The sequence below is a fragment of the Helicobacter sp. 16-1353 genome, from assembly GCF_003288815.1.
Lineage (GTDB): Bacteria > Campylobacterota > Campylobacteria > Campylobacterales > Helicobacteraceae > NHYM01.
This window is the reverse complement of the sequence record NZ_NHYM01000010.1, coordinates 56,613-70,599: the sequence shown is the minus strand read 5'-3', so window position 1 is coordinate 70,599 and position 13,987 is coordinate 56,613. Positions and strand designations below refer to the sequence as shown.

Annotated in this window: 17 protein-coding genes; 10 read left to right on the top strand and 7 right to left on the bottom strand. The window is 30.5% G+C overall.

Annotation, left to right across the window (positions count from 1 at the left end; translation table 11 throughout):
- Positions 1-4: 4 nt before the first annotated feature.
- Positions 5-523 carry a glycosyltransferase gene (locus CCY99_RS07225; RefSeq protein WP_112060745.1) on the bottom strand — a complete coding sequence of 173 codons (519 nt, stop codon included), beginning with the start codon at positions 521-523 and terminating at the stop codon, positions 5-7.
- Between the two features lie 129 nt (positions 524-652).
- On the opposite strand from CCY99_RS07225, the gene CCY99_RS07220 reads away from it, so the two are divergent.
- From CCY99_RS07220 to nadD, 8 genes are read left to right on the top strand one after another with little or no spacing between them, the layout of a single operon-like run.
- On the top strand, positions 653-988 hold the full coding sequence (locus tag CCY99_RS07220; RefSeq protein ID WP_112060744.1) for a rhodanese-like domain-containing protein: 336 nt from the start codon (positions 653-655) through the stop codon (positions 986-988).
- 1 nt (position 989) lies between these two features.
- Complete coding sequence (locus CCY99_RS07215) at positions 990-2,357, top strand: TolC family protein (RefSeq protein ID WP_112060743.1); 1,368 nt, start codon at positions 990-992, stop codon at positions 2,355-2,357.
- Between the two features lie 8 nt (positions 2,358-2,365).
- The gene (locus tag CCY99_RS07210; protein WP_112060742.1) at positions 2,366-3,340 is read left to right on the top strand and encodes an efflux RND transporter periplasmic adaptor subunit; all 975 of its coding nucleotides are present in this window, start codon (positions 2,366-2,368) and stop codon (positions 3,338-3,340) included.
- Between the two features lie 9 nt (positions 3,341-3,349).
- Positions 3,350-4,483 carry an ABC transporter permease gene (locus CCY99_RS07205; RefSeq protein ID WP_112060741.1) on the top strand — a complete coding sequence of 378 codons (1,134 nt, stop codon included), beginning with the start codon at positions 3,350-3,352 and terminating at the stop codon, positions 4,481-4,483.
- Positions 4,480-5,628 (top strand): ABC transporter permease, encoded by a 1,149-nt coding sequence (locus tag CCY99_RS07200; RefSeq protein WP_112060740.1) that lies wholly within the window; start codon positions 4,480-4,482, stop codon positions 5,626-5,628. Before CCY99_RS07205 ends, CCY99_RS07200 begins: the two co-directional genes overlap by 4 nt.
- Positions 5,625-6,332, top strand: a complete 708-nt coding sequence (locus CCY99_RS07195; protein WP_112060739.1) for an AzlC family ABC transporter permease — start codon at positions 5,625-5,627, stop codon at positions 6,330-6,332. Before CCY99_RS07200 ends, CCY99_RS07195 begins: the two co-directional genes overlap by 4 nt.
- 20 nt (positions 6,333-6,352) lie before the next feature.
- The gene (locus tag CCY99_RS07190; RefSeq protein ID WP_181646885.1) at positions 6,353-6,649 is read left to right on the top strand and encodes an AzlD domain-containing protein; all 297 of its coding nucleotides are present in this window, start codon (positions 6,353-6,355) and stop codon (positions 6,647-6,649) included.
- Between the two features lie 9 nt (positions 6,650-6,658).
- Positions 6,659-7,561, top strand: coding sequence for a nicotinate (nicotinamide) nucleotide adenylyltransferase (gene nadD / locus CCY99_RS09950; protein WP_346436976.1), 903 nt, complete (start codon positions 6,659-6,661; stop codon positions 7,559-7,561).
- Between the two features lie 90 nt (positions 7,562-7,651).
- On the opposite strand, the gene CCY99_RS07180 is transcribed toward nadD, so the two are convergent.
- The 6 genes from CCY99_RS07180 to exbB all read right to left on the bottom strand — a co-directional run bounded on the left by CCY99_RS07180 (position 7,652) and on the right by exbB (position 12,519).
- Positions 7,652-8,158 carry a prepilin-type N-terminal cleavage/methylation domain-containing protein gene (locus tag CCY99_RS07180; RefSeq protein ID WP_112060737.1) on the bottom strand — a complete coding sequence of 169 codons (507 nt, stop codon included), beginning with the start codon at positions 8,156-8,158 and terminating at the stop codon, positions 7,652-7,654.
- A 97-nt stretch (positions 8,159-8,255) separates the two neighbouring features.
- Positions 8,256-9,422 carry a replication-associated recombination protein A gene (locus CCY99_RS07175; protein WP_112060736.1) on the bottom strand — a complete coding sequence of 389 codons (1,167 nt, stop codon included), beginning with the start codon at positions 9,420-9,422 and terminating at the stop codon, positions 8,256-8,258.
- 144 nt (positions 9,423-9,566) lie between these two features.
- The gene (locus CCY99_RS07170; protein WP_112060735.1) at positions 9,567-11,456 is read right to left on the bottom strand and encodes a hypothetical protein; all 1,890 of its coding nucleotides are present in this window, start codon (positions 11,454-11,456) and stop codon (positions 9,567-9,569) included.
- Between the two features lie 24 nt (positions 11,457-11,480).
- Entirely contained in the window at positions 11,481-11,654 is a 174-nt protein-coding gene (locus tag CCY99_RS09615; RefSeq protein WP_181646884.1) for a hypothetical protein, read from the bottom strand.
- 15 nt (positions 11,655-11,669) lie between these two features.
- Complete coding sequence (locus tag CCY99_RS07165) at positions 11,670-12,065, bottom strand: biopolymer transporter ExbD (RefSeq protein ID WP_112060734.1); 396 nt, start codon at positions 12,063-12,065, stop codon at positions 11,670-11,672.
- Between the two features lie 16 nt (positions 12,066-12,081).
- Entirely contained in the window at positions 12,082-12,519 is a 438-nt protein-coding gene (exbB, locus tag CCY99_RS07160; protein WP_112060733.1) for a TonB-system energizer ExbB, read from the bottom strand.
- A gap of 161 nt (positions 12,520-12,680) precedes the next feature.
- On the opposite strand from exbB, the gene CCY99_RS07155 reads away from it, so the two are divergent.
- Together CCY99_RS07155 and CCY99_RS07150 are read left to right on the top strand one after the other, a co-directional pair.
- Positions 12,681-13,547 (top strand): DnaJ C-terminal domain-containing protein, encoded by an 867-nt coding sequence (locus CCY99_RS07155; RefSeq protein ID WP_112060732.1) that lies wholly within the window; start codon positions 12,681-12,683, stop codon positions 13,545-13,547.
- A gap of 10 nt (positions 13,548-13,557) precedes the next feature.
- Positions 13,558-13,917: a helix-turn-helix transcriptional regulator gene (locus CCY99_RS07150; protein ID WP_112060731.1), complete on the top strand. Its 360-nt coding sequence runs from the start codon at positions 13,558-13,560 to the stop codon at positions 13,915-13,917.
- The last annotated feature ends 70 nt before the right edge of the window (positions 13,918-13,987 follow it).

Below are 13,987 nucleotides of genomic sequence, written 5' to 3'. Positions count from 1 at the left end.
TTACTTAAAAATTAAAAAAGAAAATATAAATTTTGCCCCTTAATTTAAATGGGGGTTTTTTTTTACATTGGATGCTCCCCCTTAAAGGGGGGGGTCCCAAATGGGGCCCCCCGCCTGTATAGGGGTTAGCATCGTGTAAACTCCAAAGGAGCGGCACACCAAACTTGCCTAAATCTTTAACATTTAGAAAGCCGTTATTTATCCAATGCAAGTGGATTAAATCTGGCTTAATCTCTTTTATCCTTTTTATTAAAAGCCTATTTGTAAGCCCATTGGGTGAGAAAATATCCTTATGTCGCTTGGGATAGAAAAGTAGCGGAAGCGTGGAGAGAATCGGGCGAATCTTCTCCATTGCCTTTTGGGGCTTAGTCTTTGCTAGGCGAAGCACGGAGGGTAAATCGGTGGTTTTTTGCTGCACTAGCATAAGGGAATCTACGCCTTTATCTAATAATGCCTTATGTAGCCGTAAAGCCGCCCTTCCAGCCCCACCGGAATCTTGCGAGATGAGATGTAGTATTTTCATTTTAATCCTAGAAAAAATATAATGGGATTTTAGCATAAGCCTATAAATTATCTACACTTTTTAATATTTTTGCTAACTATTTTTAGATTATAATTGCAAAAATATATTAAAGAACATTGGATAATAAATATGAATAAAAATACTTCTCCAAGAGCGGTAAATCCTAAGGATTTAAAAAAGATGATAGATAATTGTATATTAATAGATGTTAGGAATAAGGGCTATTTTTTAATAGACCATTTGAAAGATTCTATAAATGTGGAATCTGCAAAACGAATAGGCTATATAGCACAAGAAAATAAAGATAAAAAGATTTTATTATATTGTCATAGTGGAACAACAGCAAAAAATATAAGCGATGAGTTAGCAAATAGTGGCATTGATAATGTATATTATGTAAATGGCTCATTTAGTGAAATAGTAAAAGCAGATGTAGAAATCATATATTATAATCAAGAAAAATAAGATGCTAAAGATTATATTAATATCAATTGTAGCATTACTACTAAATGCATATGATTTAAGCTTAGAAGAATCTTTTAATAAGGTTTTATTAAATAATGACGGATTAAAAGCATCGCAACAAAATGTGCAAAAAGCTAGAAAATTAAAATCTGCTGCAAATATGATGTATATGCCAAATATTGATTTAATTGGTAGTTACACATATATAAGCGACCCTATTCAATTCAATATGCAACTACCATTAAGCTCCATAATGCCTATATTGCCGAATATCAATCACACAACAAATATCAGCACAAATAATCTTGCCTATGGCATTATAAGCATTATGTATCCATTATATACAGGTGGGAAACGGCTCTCAGCTGGAAATATCGCGGATTTGAATATAGATGATGCAAATTTTTTAATGCAACTAAAGAAAATTAATTTATTTGAGGATTTGGTAAAAACATATTATGGTTTGATACTAAATTTAGAAATCTTACAAACGCTCTTAGATGTAGAAAATGGGCATAAGATTCATCTAGAAAATGCGATTGCATTAGAACAAAATGGACAGATTGCAAAACTAGAAAGATTAAGTGCGCAGGTTGCATATGATAAATCAAAAAGTAAAACGCTACAAGCAAAAGATTCTCTCTCCATTGCACTTTTAGGATTTGAAACCATTCTACAAGATAGTAATATAATGCGAGATGTTACAATTAATCAAAATGGCACTATTGAGAATCTGCATTTAATATCGCCATTAAAGATTAGCTTAAAGGAATTAGATTCATTGGAATCTTATCAGCAAAAAGTATTAGCATCATATCCAGCATTAAAATCAATAGAAATTAAGCAAATGCAAGCAGAAGAATTAAGCAATATTGAGTTTGCTGACTTTTTGCCGACAATTGGACTTTATGGCGGTTATATTTTTAAAGATAATAATGTTTTATTAAATAAGATGATTCCAAATTGGAATGTAGGTATTGTCGCAAAAATATCTATATTTAGCCAAAAGGGTAGAATCTTTAGGTATCAAGCAAGTCAAATCGCACAAAATGAGATTAATTATATGCGTTCACAGGCAAAAAAAGATATTTTACTACTAACCCAAAAAACATATAAAGAAGTTGTATTTGCAAAAGAAAGTTATGAGAATCTAGAATCCACACTTGAACTTGCCAAAGAAAATCTACGATTACAAGAAGAGGCATTTAGAAATGGAATGGGAGATAGTGCAAAAGTCATTGACGCAAGAAATGCATTATCAGGGGCGATGATTGAGATAAAAAATGTAGAATATAGATATATACTTGCTTTGGCGAAACTATGCGTTTTAAGTAATGATATTGATTTGTTTTATACATTTTATAAATAGAGGTCATTATGAAAATACTAAAAATTACTATTGTTGGCGTTATAATCTTAGCTATAGCAATATGGCTTGTATTTAGTTTTTATATTGCTCATAAACCAAAGCCAACTTTTATACAAGGACAGATTGAAGCTACACAATATAGTATCTCATCAAAAGTAGCTGGAAGGATTGAGGAGATTTTTGTCAAAAAAGGTGATTTTATTAAATCCGGTGATTTGGCATATAGCATTAAAAGCCCAGAATTAGAAGCTAAAATAAAACAAGCAAAAGCTGGTTACGAGGCTGCAAAAGCATTAAGTGAAGAAACAAATAAAGGTGCTAGGATTGAGACTATAACCTCTGCAAAAGAGGTTTATATGGCTGCAAAAGCTATGGCAGAATTGGCTGAGAAAACATATATTAGGATTCAGAATCTATATGATAGTGGCGTTGTTAGTTTGCAAAAAAGAGATGAGGCGGAAACGAATTTTAAAAGTGCTAAGTATAATGAAAACACAGCATATCAACAATATAAATTAGCCCTTGATGGTGCGACAAAGGAAACAAAAGAAGCACTTAAGCAAAAAGAGTTAGCTGCACTTGGGACATTAGATGAAGTAGAATCTTATGCAAAAGACACACAGGCATTTTCGCCCATTAGCGGAGAAGTTAGCAATATATTGCTACATACAAATGAGTTAGCCCCTAGTGGCTTTCCCGTTATTTTAGTGCTTGATACAAATAGTATGTATTTGAGATTCAGCATTACAGAAGATAAATTAGAAAAGTTTAAAATAGGTAGCGAATTTAGTGCATTTGTGCCGGCATTGGATAAAAATATTAGATTTAGTGTTAGATATATATCACCTTTAGGGGATTTTGCTATTTGGAAAAGTGCAAATAAGAAAAATAATTATGATATGAAATCATATGAGATTGAAGCAAATATCATTGATAAGATAGATGGTTTGAGAGTTGGTATGAGTGTTTTAGTAGAGGATTAAATCTTTAATATGCTTGAGATAATAAAGATAGAAATAACAAATATATTAAAAGATAGATTTCTATTATTTATGTATATTGTAATGCCGCTTTTTGTAGGTATTTTTATGTATAGCACAATATCCAAATCTATTATTAGCGACACTCCAATTGGGATTGTGGATTTGGATAATACGCAAACCTCAAGAAATATTATATTTGATATAAATGCCTCACAAGGAATAAATGTGAAGCGATATTATTCCAGCATAACAGAGGCGAAAGATGATTTAAGTGTAAAAAATATCTATGCTTTGGTTGTTTTTCCACATAATTTTGAATTTGACTTAAAAAGACAAATAACGCCTAGTGTGGGGATTTATTATAATACGCAATTAGTTTTTATTGGTAAAAATATATATGGTGCATTGAATTTGGTTTTTAAAAACGAAGATGTAGATTTAAGATTCAAGCGATATATCGCTTCTTCTCAAAATACAAGTTTAGCACTAGGAAAAAGCATTGATTTTATGCCAAAAATTATTTCACTATATAATCCAAATAGTAATTTTTCTCAATTTTTACTAACTGCTGCTCTGCCTTGTTCGTGGCAACTTTTTATTATCCTTTGTATGATAGCGTTGATTGCATATGATGAAAAAGATGTGGGTTTTATCAAAAATAAAATAAATAAAATAGAATCTATTTATAAACATCTAGGTGCAAAAATTTTAATTAATACAATAATATTTTTTATATGGTGGATTATAATGACTATAGCATTTTATAATCTCTCCTATCCTAGTAATGGGAATATTGGAATCTTAATATTAAATGCATTAGTTACCATATTGGCATATAATAGCATTGGAATCTTTTTATATGCAATTATTGGCTCTCATATTAGAAGTATTAGTGTAGCGGCATTTTATGCAGCACCAAGCTTAGCATTTATTGGCATAACCTATCCATTAAATAGTATGGAATTATTTCCTACATTTTGGAGCTCTATATTGCCTATAACCAACTACATACAAGTTTATATCCAACAACAAAACTACGAAATAGATGCTATTTATAGCCTACAATTAATAATGCGGAATCTCCCATTTTTATTATTTGGAATCTTAGGCTTTATTATCTATAAAAAGAAGAAACCCATATGATAAAGCTATTTGATGTGATTGTAAAAGAGCTTAAGACCATATTAACAAGCTTTTCAATACTAACTATAATCATTGGCGGAAATATCATATATGCATTTTTCTACCCAAGCCCATATCTAAATGATATTGTAGTAAAGCAAAAAATTGCCATTGTAGATGATGATAGAACAACATTAAGTAGGAATTTTGCATTTAACACAAATGCCACACCAAAAATAGAAGTAGCATCCATAACAAATATGCAAAATGCAATATCATTACTCAAACAAAATAAAATATATGGGATCTTGCATATTCCAAGTGGATTTGAGAGGGATTCTATAAAACTATCTGTGCCAAAGGTTTATTATATCGCTGATAATTCATATTTTTTTATCCATAGCACCATTATAGAGGGTTTAAATAATGCGTCAAATGCACTAAATACAGATATTAAGATAAAACAATCACTATATAATAAAGATATATCAATAGAAGATTCTAAAATAGATTGGGATTTTATCCCACTTTATAATCCAAGCATTGGATATTTGAACTACATAATATCAGTAATTTTGATATTCATACTTCATCAAACAATAATTATGTCGTGTGGAATCTTATGTGGATTACAAAACCAGCAATTCAAACAAGGCAGAAAAGATTATTTCTGTGAGGTTAGTCCATTTTTTTTAATCAACGCAAGGGTTATTGCATTTTCCATTATATATTTTCCATTATTTTTATTCTATTTTGGTTTTATTTATGATTTATATAATATAACGACCTTTGCAAGTATGGTAGAGCTTATTATTTTTGGATTGGCGTTTGTTTCCTCCACAAGTGCATTTGGTATTTTTCTTGGAAGTATTTTTAATAGAATGGAGTATGTTCCACAAATTGTGCTTGTTATGAGTATGCCATTATTATTTGCATTAGGTTTTATTTGGCCAAGTGAGATGATACCTATGTGGATTAAGTTTTTTATGAATTTTATCCCAGCATTACCAAGTGTTGATGGCTTTTTAAAGCTAAATCAAATGGGAGCAGATTTTTCTCTAATAAAATGGGATTTTTATCATTTATTATTTTTAGGTATTTTTTATATGCTACTTTCTCATATAATATTACATTTTAGATTCCACAATATTAAGATAGCTAAATGAATCCATATATTTTTACACTAAAAGATGCATTTTTAAAAGATTTAGAGATAATGTTTGGATATATTTCTATGGGTGCTATTTTTGGAATCCTACTAAAAGCAAGCGGATTTGGCACTTTTTATGCGGCAATTATGAGTATTTTTATTTATTCTGGTATTGGGCAGTTTTTGGCAATTAGCTTTTTTAGTGGTGGATTTGGATTAATCAATATTTTTATTACTATCTTAATGGTAAATGCAAGACAAAGTTTCTATACATTGATTATGATGCCAGAATATAAGCATATGGATTGGAAAAGGTTTTTACACATCTTTTGGCTAACTGATGAAACATTTGCATTGCTAAAGACTAAGATTCCACATAAAGATTCTAATAAAGATTTATTTATGTTATTTATCTCAATGTTAAATTATATATATTGGATTGTTGGTTGTATCTTGGGTGTATTGATTGGTGGAATCTTAACATTTAATACAGATGGATTGGATTTTATAATGACAGCAATTTTTGTTGTGATTTTTATCGATTTATGGAAGAGTTCTAAGACACATATCCCAGCAATTCTTGGAATCATAATTAGCCTTTTTTGGTTAATTACCATTGGTGAGCAGTATTTTTTGATAGTTTCTATTATAACTAGTATTATCGTTTTTATTATATTGCGACCATTTCTAAATGCAAAAATCCAAATACGAGAATCCTAAGAATGAATACGGAAATATTATTGATTATTTTAGTTATCGCTATCGCAAATCTTATTACAAGATTTCTGCCATATTTTATTATGCCAAAAAAGATTCCTGCATTTTTAGATTATATTTCAAATATATTGCCAAATGCTATAATTGCGATGTTGGTTGTGTATTGCTTACGATATATGAGATTCGAAGCACCATTTTATGGTATAAAAGAAATTATTGGAGTGGCTGTTGTGGTGATACTACATTTAAGCATTAAGATTCCTATCGTAAGCATATTAGGTGGCGTAGTTATATATATGTTATTAATCCAAAAACTATAAGGAGATTATATCAATATCGCAATTTTTGGTGGCTCATTTGACCCGCCACATAAAGGACATTTTGAGATTATTAAACATCTATCAACAATGGATTTCTTAGATTTAATTATTGTTTTACCTGCATTTTTAAATCCACTAAAAAAGCAAACCCTATTTTCTGCACAAAATCGCTTTGAATGGCTAAGAATATTAACAAAAGATTTTCCAAAAATTATTGTCTCAAACTACGAGATAGAGCAGAATAAGCCAAATTACACTATAGATTCTATTCTATATTTTAAAAAAATCTATAATCCAAATAGGATTTTTTTAGTTATCGGTGCGGATATTGTAAAGGATTTACCAAAATGGCATAAAATAGAATTAATTAAAAAAGAAGTGGATTTTATAATCGCAAAAAGAGATAATATTTCATTTGATACGATAAAGAAAAATGCAGTATATCTTGAGATAAAAGAGCCTTGTAAATCAAGTGATATTAGAGGGTATTTATGTGGAAATTTTATAGATTCTAAGATAGAATCTTATCTTTTAGATTCTATAAAATCGCAAATTCAAAATGAGGTAAAATATTTGAAAATTAAAGATAGAGTGGATTTTATCGTCCATTTGTTAGATAGTAAAAAAGCCGAAGACATAGCATTTTTTGACCTTACAAAAAGTAACTATATAACACAATATGTCATTATTGCAACAAGCTTAGCTGATAAACATAGCTTTGCATTGTTGGATACATTAAAAAATGAGTTAAAGCCACAAGGCGAGATATTTTATGCTACAGATGAGGATAATGGAGATTGGATTATCGCTGATTTGGGCGATATTATGATACATATTTTCACACAAAATCATAGAAAAAAATTTAATCTAGAAGAGTTTTTGACAAACTATCAAAACAATAAAATAAGGTAATATTAGATTTAAGATATTCTAGCTTTTAAAGCCAAAATATCTTAAAAATGTTATACAGAATAAAGAATAAAGAAATATGGAATCTCACAATTAAAACTGAACTGCTCCAGTTGTGGCAAGTGGTATAACCCTATTTGAATCACTTGGATAGGAATCTCTTAGGCTGGTGCAAAGCGTTTGAGTTCCTGTGATAAGGGTTGGGTCGAATGTTAGATTACCACTAGTTACATCTAGATTTATCAAACTACCGCATTCTACTTTTGCAGTGCTTCCACTTGCTGGGACGATGGGTTGGATTGAAGTGCCGGTGGATTCCCATCTGCCTCTATCTAACCCACCAGTATCAATCATCCACTCACCCCAATCGCTAAATCCATCTGCTGTGCTTGCAGTTGGGTCTAGATTCTCAGCGAAAACCCTAGCTGGAATTGCTTTTAACGTGGAAGCAATATCACTTCGTAGCATTGCCACTTGTGCATCTGTCCTAGTTGTTACAAATCTAGGCACAGCAACTGCCGCTAGAACGCCCAAGATAACGATAACAAACACCAATTCAATCATCGAAAAGCCGTTTCTATCTATCCTCTTACTTGTCATTGTTTCTCCTTCGTTTGCATTTTGCAAACTTGTTAAAATCTATAAACCATTAAATCATTAATGATTTATAAACGAAATATTAATAAGAGAGTGTGTATTATTTGTGAAATGTTTTTTTAATTTTTTGAAGCCATTCTTGGAGTGTTTTTTCAAAGCCAATATCGCTCCACTCGACGAATTTCAAATCTCTTGGGAGATATTGTTGCTTTACCCAGCCACCGAAATCATGGGGATATTTGTAGTTTTTATTGAAGTTTTTAATATGGGGTGGAATCTCTAGCTTATTATTTTCGATATACTCCAACGCCCCATCTATCGCCTTATAAGCGGTATTTGACTTTGGGGAACTCGCTAGATAAAGGACGCATTGAGAAAGAATTATCCTAGATTCTGGATAGCCGATTTTAGAGACTGCTAACATCGTGTTTGTGGCGATATTTAGGGCATTTGGATTGGCATTGCCAATATCTTCACTAGCCAAAATCACAAGCCTCCTTGCGATAAACTCCGGATTTTCCCCAGCCTTAATAAGCCTTGCAAGGTAGTAGATACTCGCATTCTCATCGCTCCCACGAATGCTTTTAATGAGTGCAGAAATCAAATCATAATGCGTGGAATCCTCGCTTACGCCCTCATTCATCGAAATCGGGCGGATTGCTTTTAGATTATTTAAACTCAAATCACTCTTTGCAATATCTAGTAAATTAAGCATAGCTCGGCAGTCTCCGCCACTAGTATTAATGATATACTCCCTAGATTCTGCATTTAAAACAAGCTCATTTTTTAAAGCTATAGAATCTAGAATCTCCCCCAAATCACGCGAACTTAACGCCTTAAACTCAAAAATAAGCGAACGAGAGCGAATGGCATTGGTTAGGGCGGAATATGGATTATAAGTCGAAGCCCCCAAAATTATCGCCCAAAAATTCTCCATTATAGGGAGCAGAATCTCCTGCTGGGCTTTGTTTAGGCGGTGAATCTCATCGATAAAAATAATTGGCTTAATTAGGGAATCTTGTGAAACAACCTTACGCAAAGATTCTGCTTTAAATGAAGTGGCGTTAAACTCCATAAAATCTAATGCGAGTTCCTTGGCAATTATCCTAGCTAAGGTCGTTTTCCCACTTCCGGGCGGTCCGTAAAAAAACATATGGATTAGGGAATTATTTTTTATCATATTTGCAATGGGGGCATTTTCACCCACAAGGTGCTTCTGCCCGACAAATTCGCTTAAATTTTTAGGTCTAAAATCAATTGCAAACATAAGCTCCCCTGAATATTAATCGCTATTAATTTTTCTTGCAAAACGAAGCGAAGTTTTCTCATAAAATAAATTTCCCATAAGATATTTTATGATTTTATCCCAAAAAATGATATTTATAGATTTTAAACAACAATTTATTAAAATTTAATTTAATCTCTGCCCGATAATATCTCGAATCCTGCGTAAAAACCACTCATAATCATTTTTAAAACCATCACTTACTTGTTGCAAAGAATCCTCTATATTTTTTATCGAATCTTTTGCCCTAGTTTGCATTATTTTACTTGTATTATTAGAATCCTCAATCTGTTTATTTAAAAGCTCTAGTATATTTAATAACTCTAAATTGGATTTATTTAGTGATGATACATTGTCTTTTATATAGCTTGTAATCTCATTATTTAGATATTTAATATCCTCTATATTGGAGAGATTTATATCTTTTGATGCTTTTATACTTGAGATTGTTATCTGCTCTAAAGATTCTAGATATTTATTAATAAGATTTAAGAGCGTAGAATCTAACATTTCTTGATTTTTACTGATTTGATTTGACATATTATTTAAGATTTTATGTTGTGTGTTAGAAATATCATTAAAATATAATTTCGTTGTATTTTTAAGATGTTTTATGCCCTCTTTGTTTATATTGCTTATCATTTCACTTGTATTTTGGCTAATAGCCTTGACATTTAATTCTAAATCTTTATTTAGCTTTTGGTAGTTTTGAGAGAGAATCTTATTTCCTTCAATCATTGAATTAGCTAGATTCTGCACTATTTTTACAGAAGATTCTATGGATTTAAGTAGCGATTCATCTCTATCTTTCATATTATTTATCACATTTTTATTGATAGATTCAAAATCCTTAATCGTTGCAATAAATACATTATCAATAGTGGCTTTTGTGTTTGTTATTAGGGTTTCATTTGTTGATTTAAGATGATGATTTAAGTCATTAAAAAATGTATTCATAAATTTTAAAGATTGCAATGCACCATTGCCTAAATCACGCATAGATTGTAGTTTTTCATCTAAGATGAGATTTTGTGTTTTATAATCTTTCATTATAGATGTAACTTCTTTATAAAGCTCTATTGTTTTTTCATCTCGCTCCATAATATTATGAATAACCTTATCTATTGTTTGGAGCGATTTAGATGATTGGGTTAGAATGTCATTGGAATCTAATATATTTTTCTTCTGCTCTTTTTGCCATTCTAAAAGATTATCCACAGCTTTATTAAATCGCTTAAAATTCTCACTAAAATGTAGATTAATCGTATTTGTAAATTCAGTTGAAAGATTATTGATAGAGCAGATAACATCGGCACTAAAATCATTTGAAAGCTTTTCAATCTCTTTTGTAAAAGATGTATTTAGATTCTCGATTTGTTTTACTATGTCTTTTGATGTGTTATTTAAAACATTGCTTAAATCATTTGAAAGATTCTGAATCTCTTTTGTAAAAGATGTATTTAGATTCTCGATTTGCTTTACTATGTCTTTTGATGTGTTGTTTAAGATATTATTAGATTCTATAAGTATTTTAATATTGTCATTGGAATCAACCATTTGAGAATATATTTTTTCATTAATATCAAATGATTTATTAAATATTTCTTTTAATTCCAATAAGATATTTTTAGATTCCTTATTTATATTAGAAATATTTGATAACTCATCTAATTTATCAAATTTCTTGCTTTGTATGGTGATAAAATCTAGATTATCTTTATTATCTATTTTAAAGCCAATTGAACGCTGATATATACTAATGATAATAGCTATGCTCATTCCAGCGATAGAAGTGTAAAATGCGATTTTTAGCCCATCTAAAAGATGTGGGACAGAAGTTTCGATATTATTTATATCAAATCCCAAAAGCCCTATAAAAACACCGATAAAAGTTCCCAAAACCCCAAAAGTCATTATGATGGATTTAAAATCTCTATGATTTGCTGTTTTTGTGGTTCTTATATCAATAATTGCTAGGATTATCATGAATACCGTAAAAATTATATTAATTACCATATCTAAGCCCTTATAAAATATCTATTATTTTCTTTTGCCAAATTTATCCTCAAAATCGCTATCACTCATCCAATCAGGTTTTGTTATCCCAGAAGGTTTATTGATGATATTCAAATAAATACGAATAGCAATCAATATAACTGCCATAGTAATAATGGCTGAAAATATCAACTCTAATGTATAGTTTTGTGCAAACATAATTCCTCCCTATCTTTATTTTTCTTGATTTTTTTCATCAACCAAAACATATAGATTTTGGTAATCCAACTTTTGAAGTAGATTCATAACTGCAATAAAACTATCAAAATTACTTTCCTTATCACCATTTATAACAATACTAGAATCTTTTGGAAGTCTCGAGATAAACAACTCCAACTCTTCTAAATTAACTTTTTTATCATCGAAGTAAAACTCTCCATCTTTTTTTATTGTGATTATTCTATCATCTTTATTTAGGCTTGTAGAGGCACTTTGTGCATTATCAACCTTTGGAATATCTATATCAATGCGATTTTGTGATATAAAAGAAGCTGTAGTTAGCACAATCACGAGTAGAACTAGCACAATATCGATAAATGGAACGAGATTTAGAGAATCTATTTTTTTCATTTTCTCTCACTTAAATCTATATACTAAAATCATTAATTTCGTGTGCAACATCCCATTTTAAAAGCAAAACCTCACTTTTTCTAAGCAATAGATTATATGCAACAATCGCAGGAATTGCCACAACAAGCCCAAGAGCTGTCGCTTTCAACGCTAAAGCTAATCCAGTCATAATAGCCTGTGTATTTACCATATCATTTTGACCAATCTCAATAAATGTAAGCATAATCCCCCCAACCGTTCCTAAAAGCCCGACATACGGGGCATTTGAACCGATTGTGGCGATTAGCGTTAGATTCTTGGTTAAATCAATCTCAAGTGATTTTCTATCAACATAACTTAAAAAATCAATCTTTTTAAATGTATAGATTCTCTCTAAAATCAAGCTCAAAACAACCACACTTAAAAATATCAAAAATCCCAGAATCCCATAATCCAATATATCTTTTAATAGCATTTTTACTCTCAAATAAATAATTTAATTTGTTGATTCTATCTAAAATCATATAAGTTTAAAATCTATCATTGAAAATAAAAAGTTTAGTTTGATGACTAAACTTTTATGATATAATTATGCTAAATATTTAATTTAAACATTATTATATTTAAGGAAATATTATGAATAAAAGCTTATACGATACTTTAGGTATATCTCAAAATGCTTCTAGTGATGAAATCAAGAAAGCTTATAGGAGACTTGCTAGGAAATATCACCCGGATATTAATAAGGAAAAAGGTGCTGAGGAAAAATTCAAAGAGATAAATGCAGCATATGAAATCCTAAGTGATGAACAAAAACGAGCACAATATGACCAATTCGGCGATAGTATGTTTGGTGGACAAAACTTTAGTGATTTTACACGAAGTAATCAAAATGTAAATTTAGATGATATTTTAGCTTCCATTTTTGGTGGCGGATTTGGTAAAAGTGGCTTTAGCAATAGTGGCAGTTTTTCTGGATTTAGCGGATTTTCCGGATTTAGCGGATTTGAAGAGATGGATTTAGATATAAGAGAAAATATAACTATACCATTTGAATCTGCCCTACTTGGCGGGAGTTACCACTATAAAACATTTGATATTAAGATTCCAGCTGGAATCAAAAATAACGAAACCTTGCGTATAAAAAATAAAGGTAAAAAATCCCAAAATAGAACTGGGGATTTGCTATTAAGGGTTAATATCGCACCATCAAGCGAATATGAAATGAGAGATGGTCATTTGTATAAAAATATTGACATACCTTTGAAAATCGCACTTTTCGGCGGTAAAATCAAAGTAAAAACACCATATAAAGAAGTGAGTTTGACTATTCCAAAAAACACAAAGAATAATCAAAAATTTCGTTTAAAAGAACATGGTATAAAAGACCGCAAAACAGCTAAAATTGGGGATTTATACTTAATTGCTAATATTATTTTACCGCCTTGTGATAAAATAGATTCTCAATTAGCCCAATTAATGAAAGAAAAATTACCAGATTAGGGAGAGAAAAATGCATAGTTATGAAGAACCAGTTTTTTTGATAAGTGTAGTAGCAAAGATTCTATCAATCCACCCTCAAACATTACGACAATATGAAAAAGAAGGGCTTATTGAGCCCGGCAGAACCGATGGAAAAATGCGATTGTATTCACAAAAAGATATTGATAAGATTAAAACCATACTTAGACTCACCCGTGATTTAGGTGTAAATCTAGCTGGCGTTGATATTATCTTGCGTCTTAAGGATAAATTAGATGAGTTGGATTCTTTGGTGGAGGAATTACAATATTCAATCGACAAACAAAATAATAAGAAAAATAGCGTTACTGTAAAGCGAAATTCTTATGATGTGATTATTTTTAAGAAATAGTTAAGAATTTATAGGATTCTAGAATCTATTGAAATAGGCAAAAAGGGATTTTCTAAAATTGATTTTAATC